Origin of the sequence: Pandoraea cepalis, from assembly GCF_902459665.1 — a bacterium.
Taxonomy (GTDB): Bacteria; Pseudomonadota; Gammaproteobacteria; order Burkholderiales; family Burkholderiaceae; genus Pandoraea; species Pandoraea cepalis.
Window position 1 is genome coordinate 110,422 of sequence record NZ_CABPSL010000014.1, and the last position, 20,014, is coordinate 130,435.

Genomic DNA, 20,014 nt, shown 5'->3' on the forward strand with positions numbered 1-20,014 from the left:
GAGCGCCCCCCTAGCAGCAGCCTGAACCCGGCGTGCAGCAGTTGCCGGCCTTGATGTGCGGCTTTTCCGCCGCAGTCAGCGCAATGCCGAGTTTCTGCGCGAGTTGCTGGCGGGACGGATACATGCCCGTCGATACGATGTGGCCGTCGATCACGAGGATCGGCAGCCGTTCCATACCGGCTTCCATTTCCTTGACCACCGCCGCGTTGGCGGCGAACGCTTGCGGCGCCTGGCCGAGGTTGTAGCGGGCCACGGTGACGCCGTGCGCGTCGACCCACTTCAGGTCAGCAGCGAATTGCGCCAGCACGGGGTCCACGTCCACACCGCAAACGCCTGTCGAGCAACACATGGCGGGATCAAACACTTCGAGTTTCTTCATGGCAGGCACCTTGGAGCCATCGGGATTCAGCGGTTTCCACAAGCACGGGTGCGTCTGCGGGCAGAGATGAGTGAATTCGGGCAGAGCGCGGATCGCTTCGGGAATGTGGTTTCGCTCGATGCGAATGAACCCGCGCCGTGCAAAGAATGTGTGGGCGGATTCGTCGTTCGGAATAAGATACAGCGCGCGCAGCGATCGCGTTTGCGCTAGCGCAATAGAAGCGTCGATAAGGCGACTACCGAGACCGGACGCGCGTAGCCGCGGGTGAACAGCGACCGAACGCAGCAGGGCTGCCATGCCGGCCTGTTCCAGTCCCGCCACCCCGACAATCCCGGCGTCGCGCACGGCGACGTGGAAGCCGTCGAGGCTTTGCGTCGTGAGGTCGCTGGCGGGTAGCCCGCAGGTGTCCAGCAACGCGCGGATGGCATCGAAGTCGGTGGCGGCTGCCGGGCGAATTTCGTCATCACGTGTGCTCATGCCGATGCTCCTCTACGGTCGTTGCCGGGACATCACGGACATGTCTGTCGGAGGGTGATGCATCGCGCCCGGATCGTGTCCAGCTATCGCATCGTGCCCATAATCGCACAACTGGGGCGTCGAACCCGTCGTGCCGCGCGGCGACGACGCGCACCTTCCGCAGCGAATTTGCCCCAGCGCTTCCTGCAATAGCCCCGGGCGTCGGCGCTCGGGTTCGACAGGGCATCCAGCGCAAACGGGTTGATACGACCGCTTGGCGCGCTGCCGGCGCTATACGTGTCTTGACATACGTCAAGAAGGCCACGACTGCCTCTGCCATCATAGAAGGCCGTCAACGCGGAAGCAGAACCGCACGGGTGCCCAGGGATCCGGACAAGCCTGTAATGTCATCTGAACCTGAAGAAAGGCGGGACGGTCCTTAACACCCTCGTACCGGGACTGCATTGGCCGGCATCATCTTCCGTATTACCTGATTCCGCGTCATTCCTTTGAGGAGCAAGGTCATGAGCAACGTTGAAGTGGTCCTATGCAGCCCTGTGCGTACGGCGATCGGCACCTACGCCGGGACACTCAAGGACGTGCCAGCGCCGACGCTTGGCGCTGCCGTTATCCGCGAAAGCCTCGGGCGCGCTGGATTGGCCGCCGACAAGGTCCATTCGCTGGTCATGGGCAATGTGATTCAGGCCGGCGTAAAAATGAATCCGGCGCGGCAGGCGGGCATCGGCGGGGGATTGCCGGTCGACGTTCCGGCGCTTACGGTCAACCGCGTCTGTGGGTCGGGAGCGCAGGCCATCGTCAGTGCGGCCACCGAAATCTGGGCCGGCATGATCGAGTGCGCGATCGCAGGTGGCATGGAAAACATGGATCGCAGCCCCTATCTGCTACCGCAAGGGCGCTGGGGTGCTCGAATGGGCGACGTGACGTTGTTCGACAGCATGCTGCTCGACGGGCTCAATGACGCCTTCAGCGGTCAGCATTCAGGCTGGCACACTGAGGATCTCGTAGCAAAGTGTGGCATCTCTCGTGAAGATCAGGACCGTTGGGCGCTGCGATCTCAACAGCGCTTCGCACAGGCTCAGGCAGCTGGACGCTTCGATGCTGAAATCGTGCCGTTGGAGGTGCCAGGTCGCAAAGGCCCAACGGTGTTCGACCGCGACGAGCACAATCGGCCGGATACCAGCGCCGAATCGCTTGCCAGGCTCAAGCCGGCCTTTCGCAAGGACGGGACGATTACCGCAGGCAACGCGCCCGGCCTGAACAGCGGCGCGGCTGCGATGGTCGTCGCCGAGCGGGGCTGGGCCGAACGCAATGGCCTGACACCAATGGCCCGGCTGGTCAGTTATGGCGTGGGAGCGGTGGAGCCGGGTTTCTTCGGCCTGGGCCCGATCCCTGCGGTGCGACAGGCTATTGCGCGCGCCGGCTGGTCTATATCGGACGTGGATCGCGTAGAAATCAACGAGGCGTTCGCGGCCATCGCACTGGCGTGTCTGCGCGAGCTGGGCTTTGCGGAAGACGTTGTCAATGTAGAGGGTGGCGCGATTGCTCATGGACATCCGATCGGTGCGAGCGGCGCTGTGCTGACTACGCGACTGTTACATCAGATGCAGCGTGGCGGCGGTCGGCGCGGGATCGTGACGCTTTGCATTGGCGGAGGACAGGGCATCGCGCTGGCACTCGAACTGCTGTGAACGCTCGTAGCGGTTGCGCGCGCAAGCCATGATTCGTTGAAGCGGTGCCGACCTTAGACATGAAAGCACCAGATCAACTGCTCCAGCCACTACATCGTTCTTCGTAGAGGTGACGTGGCGATCGTCAGCAATGTGTCCGCGCGGACGTCTCCTTATAGGCTCGAAGCTGTCGTCGGCTCTGCTACTTGTAGAAGGACTGGTTTGGGTCGAAAGCCGACATCAATTGCACCTAAGCGCCTTCGTCACCGCCTTGTCCAAACGACGTCTCACACGGCGTAACTTCCTCCTTTTGCGGAGCAACCCCGAAAAAAGTTGCGGAGCACTGTCTGAAAACGCCAGTGGCTACTACCGGGAAAACCAAGGAAAAATTGGCGGAGGCGGTGAGATTCGAACTCACGGAAGGGTTACCCCTTCGCTGGTTTTCAAGACCAGTCCATTAAACCACTCTGGCACGCCTCCGAGGCGTTGCGCACGACCGGGTGTCGTGGCAGGGGAGGTCGTCTGGTGCGACGACTTGGGATGCGTGCGGTCCGGGAGAATCGGCGTCGGTACCCCGGCGCAGACCGGTACCGCACGGCAGCCGGCATTATACCCGCTCATCCCGCCGTGTGAAGCCTTCATTCCACCCAAATCGCCTCACACCCCGCCCAAACGCTCACGCTTCCCCCGTCCCCCTCTTGTTTTGTGCCCGTCCGGCATGCATCATGCTTGAAGACGTACGGTGAACGCCCCTCGCGTTACCGTGCGAGGCCTGACATGACCCGGAGACACTCATGGATGCCGACACCTCCCGCGACTCCGCCCAAGAGACGTCAAATGACGCCAGCGGCGAGCGCGCGACCGACACCCCGACGGCCAACGCCTTCACCTGGCAGATTCCGATCCTGTTCAACATCGGTGTCGACGTTTGCGACAAGTGGGCCGATGGCACCAACCGGCTCGCCCTCATCCACGAAAGCGCCGACGGCTCGCACGTGCGACTCACGTTCGATGTCCTGAAACAACTCTCGAATCAGCTCGCCAACGAATGGCGCGCCCACGGCGTCAAGGCCGGCGACCGCGTCGGCATCTTCCTGCCGCAATCGCCCGCCACCCTCGTTGCCCACGTCGCCGCATACAAGCTCGGCGCCATCGCCGTCCCGCTCTTCACCCTCTTTGGCCCCGAGGCGCTCGCCTATCGTCTGCAAAACTCCGGCGCCGCCGTGCTGGTCACCGACCTCGCAAGCGTCGCGAAGATCGACGACATTCGCGCCGAATTGCCCGACCTGCGCCTCGTATATGTCGTCCACGACGATCTCCCCGAAGCCCATCATCACGTCGCCGACGACCAGGACTGGGGCGTCGCCGAAGATGGCCTGCTCGCGCTCTGGCCCGCCATTGCATCGCGCGACACCCATTTCGAACCCGTCCAAACCCGCGCCGATGCCCCCGCGCTGATCATCTACACCTCCGGCACCACCGGCAAACCCAAAGGCGCACTGCATGCGCACCGGGTGCTGCTCGGCCACCTGCCCGGCGTGGAGACGTCGCACAACGGCTTTCCGCAAGACGGCGACCTGATCTGGACCCCCGCCGACTGGGCCTGGATCGGCGGACTGCTGGACGTTCTGCTCCCCGCGCTGCATCACGGCGTGCCCGTGCTCTCGCGACGCTTCGAGAAGTTCGATCCGGTCGCCGCGTTCGATCTGATGGCCCGCCACGGCGTGCGCAATACCTTCCTGCCGCCCACCGCGCTCAAGATGCTGCGCACCGTCCCGTCGCCGCGCGAACACTGGCCGCTGCAACTTCGTTCCGTCGCCAGCGGTGGCGAGTCACTCGGCCCCGAACTGCTGGCCTGGGGGCGCGAGCACCTCGGTGTCGATATCAATGAGTTCTACGGGCAGACGGAGTGCAATATGGTCGTCTCGTCATGCGCGGCTGAATTTCCGGCGCTGCCCGGCGCTATCGGACGCGCCGTTCGCGGGCATGACGTGACCATCGTCGACGACGAGGGCACCCCGCTGCCGGTGGGCGCCGTCGGCAATATCGCGATTGCAAGACCCAACCCGGTCATGTTCCTCGGCTACTGGCATAACCCGGAAGCCACGATGGACAAGTATCGCGGCGACTTCCTGCTCACAGGGGACTCGGGATTCGTCGATGCGCAGGGCTACATCACGTTCACCGGGCGCTCGGACGATGTGATCACCAGCGCCGGATACCGTATCGGCCCCGGGCCCATCGAAGACTGCTTGATCCGACATCCGTCCGTGCAGTTCGCCGCTGTCATCGGTGAGCCGGATGAACTCCGCACGGAAATCGTCAAGGCCTTCGTCGTGCTGCGCGAGGGGTATGAGCCGTCCGCCGCACTGGCCAAGGAAATTCAGGATTTCGTGAAGCACCGTCTGGCAGCCCACGAGTACCCGCGCAAGGTGGTGTTCCTGCCGGAATTGCCAATGACCGTTACTGGCAAGATCATCCGCAAGGCGCTGCGCGAGATGGGCACCGTGCTGGGGTAACGCAGCGGTGCCAGGCCGTCACTTCGTGTCGCGCTCGAGGAACATTCCCTGAAGGTCGTTCAGGAAGCGCTGCCCCAGCTCGGTTGGGGCGATGCGCAGCGGGTCGTCGACGAGCAAGCCCTTCTCGACACCGGCCGCCAGCGCCTTGGCAAGCCGTGCCATCGGCAACCCGGTGCGATCGGCGAACAGCTCGCTCTTCACGCCTTCGGTCAGCCGCAAGGCGTTGAGCATGAACTCGAACGGCAAATCACGCACGTCGACCTCGTTTTCCTCCTGCACCGCGTTGCCAGCCGCAGCCGCGTCCATGAAGCGCTGCGGATGCTTGTGGCGGATCTGTCTCAGCACCCGGTGCGGGAACGAGATCTTGCTGTGCGCGCCGGCGCCGATGCCAAGATAGTCGCCAAACTCCCAATAATTGAGGTTGTGCTTGGCGCGTCGGTGCGGCTGCGCATAGGCCGACACCTCGTAGTGTCCATACCCGGCCAGCGCGGTGCGCTCGGCAATCCAGTCCTGCATGTCGGCGGCCGTGTCGTCGTCGGGCACGGTGGGCGGGTATTTGTGGAACTGTGTGTTCGGCTCCAGCGTGAGGTGATACAGCGACAAGTGCGGCGGCGCGAACGACAACGCCGTCTCCACATCCTGCTGGCACTGCGCCAAGGTCTGATTCGGCAACGCGAACATCAGATCGAGGTTGAAGTTGTCGAAATTCGCCTGGGCGATCTCGATGGCATGACGCGCTTCGTCGCCATCGTGAATGCGTCCGAGCGCCTTCAGATGCTCGCTATTGAAACTCTGAATGCCGATCGACAAACGATTGATGCCGCTTGCGCGGAAGCTGCGGAACTTGTCCGCCTCGAACGTGCCGGGGTTCGCTTCCATGGTGATTTCGGCATCGGCGTCGAGCGGCAGCAGCGCGCGCAGATCCGAGAGCAGGTGGTCCAGACCGGCAGCCGACAACAGGCTCGGCGTGCCGCCCCCGATGAACACTGTGTGCACGGGACGACCCCACACCAGCGGCAACGCCTGCTCCAGATCCTGACGCAATGCATCGAGATAAGCTTGCTCGGGGAACGCTTGCGCGCCCCCGTCGCCACGCCACTCATGCGAGTTGAAGTCGCAATACGGACACTTGCGCACGCACCACGGAAAGTGCACGTACAACGACATCGGCGGCAGCGCCGGCAGACTGATCTTGCCGGGTCGCAGGAAGTTCTGCACGGGCAACTCGGATTGACTCATGCCGTTCACGCCTCCCGGCCCAGCTTTTCCAACAACACGCGCAGCGCGCGCGCCCGATGGCTGTGCGCATTCTTCACAGCGGGATCGAGTTCGGCCGCCGTCTGATTCAACGCGCGGATGAGAAAGTGCGGATCGTAGCCGAAGCCATGCGCGCCGCGCGGCGTGTCGATAATTTCGCCATCCCAGCGGCCTTCGGCAATGATCGGCTGCGGATCTTCGGCGTGACGCACCAGCACGAGCGCGGCGAAGTAGTACGCGTCGCGATAACCGGGGGTGTCGGCGTGCGGCGCGAGTTGCTCGATCAAGTGGCGATTGTTCGCGGCATCCGACTTCTCGCGCCCGGCGCGTGCCGCGTAGCGCGCGGAATACACGCCCGGCGCGCCGCCGAGGATCGGCACGCACAGACCGGAGTCGTCCGCCAGCGCCGGCAGCCCCGTCGCGGCCGACGCATGACGCGCCTTCGCCAGCGCATTCTCGACGAAGGTCACATGGGGCTCGTCGGCTTCGGACACGCCGAGCATCCCCTGCGGTACCAGCTCGATGCCGAGCGGCGCGAACAATGACGCGAACTCGCGCAACTTGCCCGGGTTGTTCGACGCCAGCACGATCTTCTGCATGCCCATCCTCAGACTCCGAGCGCGCGCTTCTGGGCGTCGATCAACTGACGAATGCCGGCGTCCGCCAGATCGAGCAGCACGTTGCTTTGCGCACGGGTGAACGGCGCGCCTTCGGCCGTACCCTGAATTTCCACGAAGCCGCCCTCGCTCGTCATGATGACGTTCATGTCGGTGTCGCACGCGGAATCTTCGACGTAGTTCAGATCGAGCACCGGAGCGCCCTGATACAGCCCGACCGAGACGGCGGCGACGTGCGCGCGAATGGGCGACGTTTCGAGTTTGCCGTCGGCGAGGAGTTTCGAGACCGCGTCGTGGGCAGCGACGAAAGCGCCGGTGATCGAGGCGCACCGCGTGCCGCCGTCGGCCTGGATGACGTCGCAATCGATCTGGATGGTGCGCGGGCCGAAGGCCTCGAGGTCGAACACGGCGCGCAGCGAGCGGCCGATCAGGCGCTGGATCTCCTGCGTGCGTCCGCTCTGCTTGCCGCGCGCGGCCTCACGATCGCCGCGGGTGTGCGTGGCGCGCGGCAACATGCCGTACTCGGCCGTGAGCCAACCCTGGCCGGAGTCGCGCAGGAAGCCCGGGACTTTCTCTTCCACGCTGGCGGTGCAGATGACCTTGGTGTCGCCGCATTCGATCAGCACCGAACCTTCGGCGTAGCGGGTGTATTGGCGTGTGATGCGCACGGGGCGCAATGCGTCGTGCGCACGGCCGTCCGGGCGGGGAATTTGCGTCATGAGTGAGTGTCCTGCAAGGTGAATGGGTGCGGCAATACCCGAATGGTATCGCTAAACGCCGCAAGCTTGGCGGCGCGGCCCGGTAGCGCGGGCCGATTCGGGAACGCAGTGCAGGAAAGTGCGATAATCGCGTTTCATCCATGCATGCGAATCCGGTTGCTGCATTGCCTCGCGACAATACTGCCGCGCGGCTGTGGTTCCGGTTACCCCGATGAAAGACAATAATATTTTCAGTATGACCGGCTACGCCAGCGTCACGCGCGACATTGCGCATGCCGATGGTGCCGCAGGCGCGAGCGTGTCGGTCGAATTACGTACGGTCAACTCGCGTTTCCTCGATCTGGCATTCCGTATGCCCGAAGAAGCGCGCGCCTGCGAACCGGTACTGCGCGAAGCGCTCACCGGCAAGCTCTCGCGCGGCAAAGTCGACATCCGTATCAACGTGCAGCGCCCCGAGAACGGCACGAACGGTGCCCTCAATCTCGATGCCGTCAAACAGCTCGCCGATCTTGAACGGCAAGTGCTCACGTGCTTCCCGGATGCCGAGCGCATGCGCACCGGTGAGATCCTGCGCTGGCCGGGCGTGCTCGGCGAAGAGTCGGTCACGGCCGACGCGCTGCGCGATGCCGTGATCGACGCCGGACGTGCCGCCATTGGCGACCTCGTCGACGTGCGCAAGCGCGAAGGCGCTCAGCTCAAGGCAAGCCTCATCGAGCGCATCGAGTTCATGGAGAAGATCCTCGTGGGCCTGCAGCCGATGGTGCCGGAGCTGATCGCACGTCATCAACAGAAGATCGTCGATCGTCTTCTGGAAGCGCTGGGTCTTGTGGTGCCGGAAGGTTCCGCCGCGCCGAGCAAGGACGAAATCGCCGAGCGCATTCGTCAGGAAGTCACGATTTACGGCGTGCGCATCGACGTCGCGGAAGAACTTACCCGACTCGACGCCCACCTGAAGGAAACCCGCCATATCCTCGACAAGGGGGGCTTGGTAGGCAAACGGCTGGACTTCATGATGCAGGAGCTCAATCGCGAAGCGAACACGCTCGGCTCAAAGGCCGCCTCGAAGGAACTCGCCGATGCCTCGATGGCGCTCAAGCTATACATCGAGCAGATGCGCGAGCAAGTGCAGAACCTGGAGTAAGCCGCATGTCCGCGTCATCGCCAATCCCGCAAGCTACCCTGCACGCCGAGTATCCCGGCAATCTGTTCATGGTGGTCGCCCCCTCGGGGGCGGGCAAGTCCACGCTCGTCAACGCGCTGCTCGCGCAGGATGCCGACATTTGCCTGTCGATCTCCAGCACCACGCGCGCGCCGCGTCCGAACGAGGAAGAGGGCGTGCATTACCACTTCATTTCGGTCGAGCAGTTCCTGGCAAGCCGGAAGGCCGGCGAGTTCCTGGAAAGCGCCGAAGTGCACGGCAACTATTACGGCACGTCGCGCGTATGGATCGAGGACCAGATGCGTGAAGGTCGTGACGTGTTGCTGGAAATCGACTGGCAAGGCGCACAGCAGGTGCGCAAGCGCTTTTCGAACGCGGTCGGGATCTTCATCCTGCCGCCGTCCATCGCGGCGCTCGAGGAGCGCCTGAAGAAGCGTGGGACGGACGAGCCCAACGTCATTGCGCGTCGTCTGTTGGCGGCCGGCGGCGAAATCGCCCACGCGCCCGAAGCGGATTTCATCATCATCAACGACGAATTCCAGCGCGCGCTCGATCAACTGCAATCGGTGTTCACCGCCGTGCGTCTGCGCTTCGCGTCGCAGTATGCGCGGCACCGAACCTTGTTCACCGACCTGGACATTCACGCACCGAACGATCCCTCGTAACACCCTCGCATTCGCCGAGCGCGCTGGCGTTTTTCGCGAGCGTGCCGCGGCTGCGATAGAATACGCCTCATATCAAGAAGGAAACTCCTTATGGCCCGAATTACCGTTGAAGATTGCCTGAAACGTATCCCCAATCGCTTTGAGCTGGCGCTCGCCGCGACGTACCGCGCGCGCCAGTTGGCGCAAGGTCACACGCCGAAGCTCGAGAACAACAAAGACAAGCCGACCGTTGTCGCGCTGCGCGAAATCGCGGCGGGTCAGGTGGGTGTCGAGATGCTCAAGAAAGTGCCGCTCTGATCGGGAGACAGCACTGATGCGATGTGACGTTCCGGGCCGCTCGACGATGCAGGTACACGTATGAGTCATGCAAAATCACCGGCCGCGTCCATCGCTGCGGATGAACCCAAAGCGGGGGAGCCGAAGCCCGAGCGTAAAAAGAAAAAGGGCGAAAGCGCCACGCGGCAGTACATTGACGCGCTGCTCGAGCAGTCGTATCGGCACCTCTTCGGTCCGACGGCGACGCCAGAGCAGCCGCGCAAGCATGAGGTCGTCTCGATCGCCCGTCTGAAGGGCATGCTTGGGGAGTACCTCAAGGAGAGCGACCTCGCGCAAATCAAGGAAGCTTTCCAGTTCAGCGACGAAGCCCACCTGGGCCAGTATCGCCAGAGCGGACAACCCTACATTACCCATCCCGTCGCCGTTGCCGAGATCTGTGCCGAGTGGAAGCTCGACGCGCAGTCGATCATGGCCGCCTTGTTGCACGACGTGATGGAAGACCAGGGCGTGACCAAGGCCGAACTCGCCGAGCGATTCGGCCCGAAGGTCGCGGAACTGGTCGATGGTCTGTCGAAACTCGACAAGATGGAGTTCAGCAGCCGCGAAGAGGCGCAAGCCGAGAGTTTCCGCAAGATGCTGCTGGCGATGGCGCGCGACGTTCGTGTCATTCTCGTCAAGCTTGCGGACCGGCTGCACAACATGCGCACGCTGGGCGTCACGTCGACGGAGAAGCAGCGCCGTGTGGCGCGCGAGACGCTCGATATCTACGCGCCCATCGCGCACCGCCTGGGCCTGAACAATACTTACCGCGAGCTGCAGGATCTGAGCTTCGCGAATTACCATCCGCGTCGCTACGCCGTGCTCGACAAGGCCGTGAAGGCCGCGCGCGGCAACCGGCGCGAAGTGGTCGGCAAGATTCTCGACGCCGTCGAGAAGGCGCTCACGGAAGGTGAGGTAAGTGCCGACGTTTTCGGTCGCGAGAAGACGCTCTTCAGCATCTACAACAAGATGCAGGAGAAGCAATTGTCGTTCTCGCAGGTGCTCGACGTGTACGGCTTCCGCGTCGTCGTCGAGTCCAATGCGCAGTGCTACCTCGCGCTCGGCGTATTGCACGCGCTCTACAAGCCGGTGCCGGGCAAGTTCAAGGACTACATTGCGATCCCGAAGGTCAACGGCTATCAGTCGCTGCATACGACGCTCGTCGGCCCCTTCGGCACCCCGATCGAATTTCAGATTCGTACGCGCCGCATGCATGAAATTGCGGAAGCGGGCGTAGCCGCTCACTGGCTATACAAGAATGGCGGCGCGGATATGAACGATGTGCAGAAGCACGCGCATCGTTGGCTGCAATCGCTGCTCGACATCCAGAGCGAGACCGGCGATTCGACCGAATTCCTCGAACACGTCAAGATCGACCTGTTCCCCGACGCCGTCTACGTCTTCACGCCGAAGGCGCGCATCATGGCGCTGCCGCGCGGTGCCACGGCGCTCGACTTCGCGTATTCGGTCCACAGCGACCTGGGCAATCAGTGTGTCGCCGTCAAGATCAACAACGAACTGCTGCCGCTGCGCACCGAACTGAAGAACGGCGACATCGTGGAAGTCATCACGGCACCGTATTCGAAGCCGAACCCCGTCTGGCTTGGGTTCGTGCGCACCGGCAAGGCGCGCTCGGCGATTCGCCATTACCTCAAGACGATGCGCTTCGCCGAGTCGGTGCAACTGGGCGAACGGCTGGTGGAGCAAGCGCTCAAGGGCTACGGCCTGACAATGAGCGAAATTTCGCCGGAGACCTGGGACAAGCTCGCGCAGTGGACGGGCAACAAGGATCAAGAGGATATCTTCGCGGACATTGGTCTGGGCCGTCGGGTCGCGGCGGTCATGGCCAAGCGCCTCGCGGTGCTCTCGTCGGGCAAGGAAAGCGAGAACGACACCGACAGCCCGGACGATCCGGACTCCCCGCGTAACGGCGACGAGACGGTCGGGCCGCCGGTGCTCATTACCGGCACGGAAGGCATGTCGGTGCAGTTCTCGGCGTGCTGCCGCCCGATTCCCGGCGACGCGATCATGGGGTATATCGGCATCGGGCTGGGTATGGCGATCCACACGACCGATTGCCCGGTCGCGCGTCGCATTCACCGCAAGGACCGAACCCGCTGGATCGATGTGGCGTGGTCCCCGCAGCCGGGGCGGCTGTTCGACGTGGGCATCAAGGTGCTCGTGCGTCACAATCGCGGCGTGTTTTCGCGAGTGGCGGCCGACATTACCGCCTCGGACGCGAACATCGTGCACATTGGCATGGATGAAGTGGTGCCGGACGAATCGGCAACGCTGCGCTTCCTCATTCAGGTGAGCGACCGCGTGCATCTGGCCAACGTCATGCGCCGCATCCGCGTGAATCCGGATGTGATGCGCGTGGCGCGCGAGCGACCGAGCGAGCGCCATCAGGAAGAGCTGCACGCCAATCACGCCATGCGCATCACGCGCGAACGCGGCGACTACTGACGCGCGGGCCGGTGCCCCCGTCGAACGGGCGCGCGCCGGCACACACGGCCTGGATGGCCTGATTCGCTAGCCGTCCGACGGCGGGTAGTGCACGTCCAGGATCTCGATCTGTTCGAGCCCGGCCGGCGTGCGCAGCGGCACGGTGTCGCCCACTTTCGCTTTGGTGATCGCGCGGGCCATCGGCGAAATCCAGCTCACATATCCCCGGTCGAGATCGACTTCGTCGATGCCGACGATCCTGATCGTGTGCTCGTCGCCCTTGCCGTCGGCATAGGTCACTTGGGCCCCGAAAAACACCTGATCGACGTTCTCCTGACGCCGCGTATCGACCACCTCGGCGTTATCGAGGCGCCGCGTAAGAAAGCGGATACGCCGATCGATCTCGCGCAAGCGCCGCTTGCCGTAGATGTAATCGCCGTTCTCCGAGCGGTCGCCGTTTGACGCCGCCCACGACACGATCTTCACCACCTCGGGGCGTTGATTGTCGATGAGGTCGAGCAATTCGTTCTTCAGGCGTTGATAGCCCGTCGGCGTGATGTAGTTCTTGGTGCCCGCGGGAATGTCCGGGGTGCCGGCGTCGAGATCGTCATCGTCGTCGCCACTGTCTTCCTTGACAAAGGCTTTGTTCATAAGTCGGTGCACGCGCTGCGCGCGTGTGGGGAGCGTTTCGGGATCCCTGCATTATAGGAGCGATGCGCATCGTCCATGGGCGCAGGCGCGAAAAGCCGCTCGGCAATCATGCACAGGTGTCATGGAGCGAGCCGGCAATGTCCTCTACAATCGGTTCACATTCGCCCCATTGCCCATCCGAACGCAGGAGAGCTGCACCATGACCGATTCCACCAGCCCCTTCCTCGCCGTGCTCAAGCCGCACCTGAGCGACATCGGCGCCTTTACGGTGCAGCGCAGTCTGCCCAGTCTGCCGTTCAAGACGGTCGGGCCGTTCATTTTCTTCGACCACATGGGGCCGGCCACGCTGTCGCCGGGCCAGGGCATGGACGTTCGTCCGCACCCGCACATTGGGCTGGCGACGGTCACGTATCTGTTCGACGGCGAGATCTGGCATCGCGACAGTCTTGGCAGCGATCAGCGTATCACCCCGGGCGCGGTGAACTGGATGACGGCGGGGCGCGGCATCGTTCATTCCGAACGCACGCCGCACGATGTGCGCGAGCGCGGCGGCGACGTTCACGGGATTCAGACGTGGGTGGCCCTGCCTCAGGCCGACGAGGAAACCGAGCCGTCGTTTGCGCATCACGAGGCGTCGTCGCTGCCGGACATCTTCCTGCCCGGCGTGCATATGCGCCTGATTCTCGGCCAGGCGTTTGGCCAGACGGCGCCGGTGAAGGTGTTTTCGCCGATCTTTTATCTGGCTGTCGATATGGCGCCGTGCTCGGCGTTTGTGCTGCCGCCCGAGTATGCGGAGCGCGCCGTGTACACCGTGCAGGGCGAGGTGACGGTGAACGACGAGGTGCTGCCCGAACATCGTATGGGCGTGCTCGCCCAGGGCGCGGATATGCGTATTGTGGCAGGCGACCAACCGGCGCGGTTGATGCTGCTCGGCGGCGCGCCGCTCGACGGCGATCGGTTCATCTTCTGGAACTTTGTATCGTCGAGTCGCGAGCGCATCGAACAGGCCAAGGCCGCCTGGACGGCCCAGCAGATGGGCACGGTGCCCGGCGAGACGGAGTGGATTCCGCTGCCGGAGCGAAAGCCGTCGGCTAACTAAGCTTCGTTGGCGCGTCTCGACGCCGGTTGCCGAAACGTTCGGCCGCCGGCGTTTTTATTCGGGGACATGGGCGCTGGTGGGCAATGCCGCACGGCCCACCTCACGCGCTCAGCACGATGACCGAGCACCGGCGGTCTTCCAGCAGACGGTGCGAGACGGCGCCGAAGTTGAGGCGGTCGCCGAAGCGGGGTTGCACGCCGAGCACCAGCAGATTGTGTTTGCCGTGATGGATCTGGTGCAGCACGGCTTCGTCGACCTTGCCGCCGGCGAGCAGACGGGTGCGAAGCTTCACACCGTTACGCCTGGCCAGCGCATGCAGGTTCTCCATCATGGCGGCTTCGGCGGCGTCAGGCTTCAGTACGCGCGGGCGCCAGCGCCGATGCAGCATGCCGGGCGCCACCCGCGCGGACACGTGGAGCGCCGTGACGGGCGCGTTCGCCGCGCGCGCCAGCGTGATCGCGAGTTCGGCCGCGTGCCGCGAGTAGTCGGTGCCCGATACGGGCACGAGGATGTTGAGCGGCGCATCGGGCTTGCGCGCATGTTCGCCGTGGGCCAGCACGATGCCGATCGCGCCATCGAACGCCTTGGTGAGCGGTAGCACGCCCGTGGGCAAGGGCAGCGGCGGGACGTCGGAGTCCGTCTCCTCGCCCGGGGCGTCGAATCCGGCGATCACGAAGCCGTAGCCCTTGGCGATTTCGTCGGAAATGCGATTGGCTTCGTGGCTGCGGTCGGGTTGCAATGCTTCCTGCTCGCGCGCCGCGTCCGACGGATCGCTCGCCACAAAATCGCCTGTCTCGGTCGCGTTGCTCACGCGCTTGTCGTCGTGCGCTTCACCCACCGGTTCAGGTTTCGGGGCGCCATGTTCGTTCGACGCGTCTGCCGATGGCACCTTGCCGGCGCTCTCCTTGACAGGCCCATGCGGCAAATCCGGCGTCTTCTGCGGCGCCTTGCCCGTGCGCTCGCGCAGCACCAGACGCGCCGCCTCGCGCGCCTTGTCGGCGCCTGAATCGTCTTCGACCCCCGGTGTGCCGGGGGCGCGTGGCGCCGCCAGTGTGGCGGCCGCGAGCGCGATATCGTAGGCGTCGCGCCCGTCGCTTTCGCCGTCGGCCGCATGGGTGCGTGTGTCCTGGCCGGCTGGCTTGTCCGAGGCTTCAGAGGGCTCGCGGGTGTCACGCGCCGCCGCGCCGTCGTTCGTCTTGGTGGGCGATGGGGCGAGTACGGTCGTCAGTGTGCCGCGCACGCCGGCCGTCAGCCCGGCGATCCATGCGGCGAAGCGTCCGTTGGCGCTGCCGTCCACGGCGGCCAGAATCCGTTCGACGTTCGGCAGGAAGTCCTTCTCCTCGGCCGCCTCTTTCTCGAGCCGCGCCTTCTCTTGCGCCGAGAGCGGAATGCGCACGAGTGCCCGTCGCAGCACAGGCGGCATGATGAGTGTGGTGATCAGCGCCATGACGACGACCATGGTGAACAGGTCCTGGCTGAGCACGCCCAGCGAAAGCCCGATGCTCGCCACGATGATCTCGGTGGAACCGCGCGCATTCATGCCGGTCGCGAGTGCCAGCGCTTCGGCCGACGACATGCCGCCCAGGCGCGCGCCAGCGAAGCCGCCGGTGAATTTGCCCACGCTCGCGATCAGGATCAATCCGGCGACCAGACCGAGCATGCGCCAGTCGAGCAGGATCGTCAGATCCACCGACAGGCCCGCAACCCCGAAGAACACCGGCGCGAAGAGCGCAACGATCAACCCGCGCAGCTGTGCCTCGATCTGCTCGGTGAGAATCGGCGACTGCCCGATCATGACGCCCGCCATGAACGCGCCCAGGGCGGTATGCACACCGAGCTTGTCGGTGGCGAGCGCCAGCACGAAGGTGATCACGAGAATCGCGCTGAGTGCGGGCATCTCGGCGGTGAAGCGATCGTTGGTCCAGCGAATGGCGACGGCCACGGCACGTTTGCCCACGGTGAAGCACAGCACGATGAACAGCAACGTGCCCCCCAGGCTGATCGACAGATGGCCGAGATCGATCGAGCCGCTCGCCCCCAGGCCGGCGATGGCAGCGATGATGATCCAGCCGGTGGTGTCGTCGAGAATGGCGGCCGCCAGGATGATCTGGCCGATGTTGCGGCGCAGATAGTCGACTTCGCGAATGACCGTCGCCACGACTTTGACGGACGAGATCGACAGCGCGGTGCCGAGGAAGAGGGAGGTGACCAGCCGGGCCTCGGGATGCGGCAGGAGATCGTCGGGTAGATGCCAGCCAAGCGCAAAGCCGCAGGCGAAGGGGACCACCATGCCGCCGGCCGACGCGAAGATGGCCATTCGCTTCATGCGGCGAACGAGGCCCAGATCGGTTTCCAGCCCGGTGGACAGCAGCAGTAGCAGTACGCCCAGTTCGGCGACCGCGTCGAGCATCCTTTTCTGCGCTTCGGTATCGGGAAAGACGGCGTGCTGCCAGGCGGGCATCAGGGCGCCGAAGACGGACGGGCCGAGCAGCACGCCGGCCAGCAACTGCCCCATGACCGCCGGCTGGCGCAGGCGCTGCATGACCTCGCCCAGCAATCTGCCGACAAGGACCAAGAGGAGTAGTTGGGTGAAGAAAATTGCCGTGCCATGGCCTGCGTGCATGTGCCTCCCTGCAAGTCGTGCGACCGGTGGGACGACGCACGGCCGGGTCGGGAACCCGGCGCGCGCGTGCGCGTCCGTACCGATTTGCCCAGTTTTGCGATTACCATGCTTACCATGCGTCAAGCGGGCGGCTGCATTCGATGAGTGACGGCCACCGTCCACGCAATTTACCATGCTCGATAGGACCTATGATCGATACCCATCTCGCCAGTTTCGATGCCGACGTGCTGGCCGTCTCGCATCAAGTGCCGGTGCTCGCCGATTTTTGGGCGCCGTGGTGCGGCCCGTGCAACGTGCTCGGACCGTTGCTGGAAAAGCTGGAAGCCGAAGCGCAGGGTCGCATTCGTCTCGTGAAGATCAACGCCGATGAGAACGCGCAGCTTTGCGCGGAGTATGGCGTGCGCAGCCTGCCGACGGTGGTCGCCTTCGTCGACGGCGAGCCGGTCGACCAGTTCGTAGGCGCCTTGCCCGAGGGGCAGTTGCGCGCGTTCATCGATCGGATCGTGCCGAATCCGGCGGAGATGGCGCGCCGCGTGGCGCGCGAGGCGTTGACGGCAGGTAAGCCCGAGGTCGCGCGCGACGCGTTGCAAGCCGCGCTGGCGCTGGATCCCGCGCATGACGAAGTGCGTCTCGATCTGGTCGACGTGTTGCTCGGCATGGGCGAGGTCGACGGCGCGCGCGCGGAGCTGACGCTGCTCTCGCCGCGCACGGCGGCCAGTGGCGACGCTCGCATCGCCGCGCTGAACACGCGCATTGCCGCCGCCGAGCAGGCGAGTCATCTGCCGCCCGCGCAGGCGCTGCTTGCGCGCGTGCAAGCGGATCCTGACAATTTGCAGGCGCGGCTCGATCTTGCCAACCGCTATCTGGCGGATCGCACCTACGAACCGGCATTGCAGGCGTTGCTGGACATCGTGCAGCGCGACCGCGCGTTTGGCGACGACGCCGCACGCAAGTCGATGCTGGCCATCTTCGATGCGCTCTCGGAGACGGACCCGGCCACGGTCGCCGCGTGGCGCCGCAAGCTGAGCGCAGCGCTCAATTGAGTCTACTTTGTTGACATTTTTTCCTCACGCTGATGACTGCTCCCGCTCTGATCACTTTCGCACCCGCCCAGGCGGGTGAAGCCATCTTCGACCACCCCACGCAAGCGCGTCGCCTCGAAGGCAATCCGCAACGGGTGACGCGACCGTTCTACACGGACGCGCTGGGCGAGTTCGATTGCGGCGAATGGACGTGCGAACCCGGCGCGTGGCGCATTGCCTTTGGTCCGCATCGTCAGGAATATTTTTCGGTGATCGAAGGACGTATTCGCATCAGCGACCTCGATGGCAACGCGTCGGAGTTCGGGCCGGGGGACGCCTGTGTGATTCCGGCGGGCTTCGAGGGCGTGTTCGAGGTTGTCGAACCGGTGCGCAAACACTTCGTGATGTTCGAGCGCAAGGCGCAATCATGACGCGCCTCATTTTTTTCTGCGGTCACGCCGGGGCGGGCAAGACGACGCTGGCGAAGCGCCTGATCGGCCCGCTGATTGCGCGCAGTGGGGAAGCGTTTTGTCTGCTCGATAAAGACACGCTTTATGGTGCTTACAGTGCTTCGGTGATGGGCGCGTTGACGGGCAATCCGAATGACCGCGACAGTCCAGTGTATTTGCAGACGTTGCGCGACCCCGAGTACGCGGGACTGCTGGACACGGCGCGCGAGAATCTTCGTCTCGGGGTGAACGTGCTGGTGGTCGGACCGTTCTCGCGCGAGTTGCGCGAAGGGCGGTTGTTCGATCGCGCGTGGCTGGGTGTCGATGACGACGTGGGCGTGCATGTGGTCTGGGTCGAGCTCGGCGAGGCCGATGCGAAGGCGCGCATCGTGAGCCGAGGCAATCCGAACGACGCTTATAAGCTGGCGCATTGGGACGATTACCGGCTGCGCCGGTTCTCGCCGTCCGCCGAGGCGTTCCCGCAGCTGGCGCGCTACGACAATACCGCGCCGACGGCGGAAGACGACGAGCGTCTGCTGCAAACGTTGCTGGTGCAGACTCGCTGATATTCGAAATACGTTCCTAGGGAATTGTCCGAAAAGGGATTCCCGCGAGGAAGATCGGGGCAGGGCGTTGCTAAGGTACGGACACTTTTCGCCCTGTCCCCGCCTCGATCATGTTCCTGCCACCTTGCTGGTTGTCATCGTCTGCGGCCCGTGTCGCAGGTTGTCTACGCGCATGCTTGCGTCGTGTGTTGACGGCTTCGGCCGGGTTGGCGGTCGTTATCGTCGCTAACGTCGTTATCCCGATTGTGGCGCATGCAGGCGCGCCGCCTGTGCCCGGACTGCCACGGGTGAATATGGCGGCGATCCCGTGGTCGTTGGCGGAGTCGGCGGCGGCCTATGGCGACGACGCTTCGGCGTTCGCCGCGATGTCAGATGCCTCTCCGACGATGGCACGCATTCGCGAACGCGGACGCATCGTGCTGGGCTATCGGCAAACGGCGGTTCCATTTTCTTATGTGGATGCGCAGGATCAGCCAATGGGGCTGGCGTGGGCGCTGTGCCAACGCGTTGTGCAAGCGTTGCAACGCGAGATGGCGATGCCCGACCTGCGCATTACCCCCGTGCGCGTGATCGAGCAGATGCGCGGACCGCTGATCAAGGGGGATGCCATCGACATCGATTGCGCGCCGTCGACCGTCACGGCCACGCGCGAGCGACAGGTGGCCTTCAGTCTGCCGTATTACGCCGCGAATGTCCGCCTCATGGTTCGGCAGGGCGCCGGGATTCGTTCGATCGACGATATGCGAGGATTGCGGCTGGCCGTGGTGCAAGGCACGACCGCCGAGCGGCTGGTGCGCGCCCGGCACGCGCGGGCAGGCTTTCAGCTCTTGATGGCGCGCGACTACGACGACGCGTTTCGTATGCTGCGCGAGCATCGCGCCCAAGCGCTCGCGCTCGACGACGTGCTGCTCGAAGGCCTACGCGCCACCAGCAAGTCGCCTGACGCTTTCCGTATCGTCGGACCACCGCTGGCGACTCAGCCCGAGCACTACGCCCTCGTGCTGCCCAAGGACGATCCGGCGTTCAAGACGCGTGTCGATGCCGCACTCGCCGAGATATTCCGCACCGGAGATATGCGCCAGCTCCAACGCGAGTCGTTCCAGACCGCCGTGCCGCCTTTCGGGCATGTCCTTCAGGTGGTGCCGTCGGCCGAGGTGCTCGCGATCTGGGAAGCCGGGGCGCGCTTCCGGGCAACCGCTGATGGCAACACTAACGCGACGGAGAACGACACCTCCGCTGCGTCTTCCTCGCCACGCGGTTGACTTGTCTCGGGAACCCTCTCGCGCCCCCCCTCCCTCCAGACGCGATATCGCGCCTCCTCGACGGACCGAGGCCCCTTTCCGCCTCTCAGACATAAACCCAACTCGCTGCAGAAAGGGGCCCCG

17 protein-coding genes and 1 tRNA gene are annotated in these 20,014 nt (G+C 64.3%); 11 read left to right on the plus strand and 7 right to left on the minus strand.

Features of this window, described 5'->3' with window-relative positions; all coding sequences use genetic code 11:
* Positions 1–10 precede the first annotated feature (10 nt).
* Positions 11–856, minus strand: a complete 846-nt coding sequence (arsD, locus tag PCE31106_RS24570; protein WP_150564084.1) for an arsenite efflux transporter metallochaperone ArsD — start codon at positions 854–856, stop codon at positions 11–13.
* Positions 857–1,359: 503 nt separating this feature from the next.
* On the opposite strand from arsD, the gene PCE31106_RS16970 reads away from it, so the two are divergent.
* A complete protein-coding gene (locus tag PCE31106_RS16970; protein WP_150564085.1) occupies positions 1,360–2,544 on the plus strand; it encodes a thiolase family protein in 1,185 nt (394 codons plus the stop codon).
* Positions 2,545–2,913: 369 nt separating this feature from the next.
* Here PCE31106_RS16970 and PCE31106_RS16975 read toward each other — a convergent pair.
* Positions 2,914–3,003: transfer RNA gene (locus PCE31106_RS16975), tRNA-Ser, on the minus strand.
* A gap of 314 nt (positions 3,004–3,317) precedes the next feature.
* On the opposite strand from PCE31106_RS16975, the gene PCE31106_RS16980 reads away from it, so the two are divergent.
* Complete coding sequence (locus tag PCE31106_RS16980) at positions 3,318–5,042, plus strand: acyl-CoA synthetase (protein WP_150550245.1); 1,725 nt, start codon at positions 3,318–3,320, stop codon at positions 5,040–5,042.
* An 18-nt stretch (positions 5,043–5,060) separates the two neighbouring features.
* On the opposite strand, the gene hemW is transcribed toward PCE31106_RS16980, so the two are convergent.
* The 3 genes from hemW to rph are packed head-to-tail and all read right to left on the minus strand — an operon-like array spanning position 5,061 to position 7,635.
* Positions 5,061–6,281: a radical SAM family heme chaperone HemW gene (gene hemW / locus PCE31106_RS16985; RefSeq protein ID WP_150564086.1), complete on the minus strand. Its 1,221-nt coding sequence runs from the start codon at positions 6,279–6,281 to the stop codon at positions 5,061–5,063.
* A 5-nt stretch (positions 6,282–6,286) separates the two neighbouring features.
* Positions 6,287–6,904, minus strand: a complete 618-nt coding sequence (rdgB, locus tag PCE31106_RS16990) for an RdgB/HAM1 family non-canonical purine NTP pyrophosphatase (protein WP_150564087.1) — start codon at positions 6,902–6,904, stop codon at positions 6,287–6,289.
* A gap of 2 nt (positions 6,905–6,906) precedes the next feature.
* Positions 6,907–7,635 (minus strand): ribonuclease PH, encoded by a 729-nt coding sequence (gene rph, locus PCE31106_RS16995; RefSeq protein WP_017233496.1) that lies wholly within the window; start codon positions 7,633–7,635, stop codon positions 6,907–6,909.
* A gap of 211 nt (positions 7,636–7,846) precedes the next feature.
* Here rph and PCE31106_RS17000 point away from each other — a divergent pair, with 211 nt between their 5' ends.
* The 4 genes from PCE31106_RS17000 to PCE31106_RS17015 all read left to right on the plus strand — a co-directional run bounded on the left by PCE31106_RS17000 (position 7,847) and on the right by PCE31106_RS17015 (position 12,240).
* Entirely contained in the window at positions 7,847–8,776 is a 930-nt protein-coding gene (locus tag PCE31106_RS17000; protein WP_039830184.1) for a YicC/YloC family endoribonuclease, read from the plus strand.
* A gap of 5 nt (positions 8,777–8,781) precedes the next feature.
* On the plus strand, positions 8,782–9,459 hold the full coding sequence (gene gmk / locus PCE31106_RS17005; protein WP_017233498.1) for a guanylate kinase: 678 nt from the start codon (positions 8,782–8,784) through the stop codon (positions 9,457–9,459).
* Between the two features lie 90 nt (positions 9,460–9,549).
* Positions 9,550–9,756: a DNA-directed RNA polymerase subunit omega gene (gene rpoZ / locus PCE31106_RS17010; RefSeq protein WP_017233499.1), complete on the plus strand. Its 207-nt coding sequence runs from the start codon at positions 9,550–9,552 to the stop codon at positions 9,754–9,756.
* Between the two features lie 60 nt (positions 9,757–9,816).
* Positions 9,817–12,240, plus strand: a complete 2,424-nt coding sequence (locus PCE31106_RS17015) for a RelA/SpoT family protein (RefSeq protein ID WP_017233500.1) — start codon at positions 9,817–9,819, stop codon at positions 12,238–12,240.
* A 66-nt stretch (positions 12,241–12,306) separates the two neighbouring features.
* On the opposite strand, the gene greB is transcribed toward PCE31106_RS17015, so the two are convergent.
* Positions 12,307–12,870, minus strand: a complete 564-nt coding sequence (gene greB, locus PCE31106_RS17020; RefSeq protein WP_017233501.1) for a transcription elongation factor GreB — start codon at positions 12,868–12,870, stop codon at positions 12,307–12,309.
* A gap of 199 nt (positions 12,871–13,069) precedes the next feature.
* On the opposite strand from greB, the gene PCE31106_RS17025 reads away from it, so the two are divergent.
* Positions 13,070–13,969: a pirin family protein gene (locus PCE31106_RS17025; RefSeq protein WP_150564088.1), complete on the plus strand. Its 900-nt coding sequence runs from the start codon at positions 13,070–13,072 to the stop codon at positions 13,967–13,969.
* A 100-nt stretch (positions 13,970–14,069) separates the two neighbouring features.
* Here PCE31106_RS17025 and PCE31106_RS17030 read toward each other — a convergent pair whose 3' ends face one another.
* Positions 14,070–16,766: a cation:proton antiporter domain-containing protein gene (locus PCE31106_RS17030; RefSeq protein ID WP_367649270.1), complete on the minus strand. Its 2,697-nt coding sequence runs from the start codon at positions 16,764–16,766 to the stop codon at positions 14,070–14,072.
* Positions 16,767–16,783: 17 nt separating this feature from the next.
* On the opposite strand from PCE31106_RS17030, the gene trxA reads away from it, so the two are divergent.
* From trxA to PCE31106_RS17050, 4 genes are all read left to right on the plus strand, one after another.
* Positions 16,784–17,635 carry a thioredoxin gene (gene trxA / locus PCE31106_RS17035; protein WP_150564115.1) on the plus strand — a complete coding sequence of 284 codons (852 nt, stop codon included), beginning with the start codon at positions 16,784–16,786 and terminating at the stop codon, positions 17,633–17,635.
* Positions 17,636–17,667: 32 nt separating this feature from the next.
* Complete coding sequence (locus tag PCE31106_RS17040; RefSeq protein ID WP_150564090.1) at positions 17,668–18,045, plus strand: cupin domain-containing protein; 378 nt, start codon at positions 17,668–17,670, stop codon at positions 18,043–18,045.
* The gene (locus PCE31106_RS17045; RefSeq protein ID WP_150564091.1) at positions 18,042–18,629 is read left to right on the plus strand and encodes a P-loop nucleotide/nucleoside kinase family protein; all 588 of its coding nucleotides are present in this window, start codon (positions 18,042–18,044) and stop codon (positions 18,627–18,629) included. Before PCE31106_RS17040 ends, PCE31106_RS17045 begins: the two co-directional genes overlap by 4 nt.
* A 269-nt stretch (positions 18,630–18,898) precedes the next feature.
* Complete coding sequence (locus PCE31106_RS17050) at positions 18,899–19,891, plus strand: amino acid ABC transporter substrate-binding protein (protein ID WP_174975248.1); 993 nt, start codon at positions 18,899–18,901, stop codon at positions 19,889–19,891.
* Positions 19,892–20,014 lie beyond the last annotated feature (123 nt).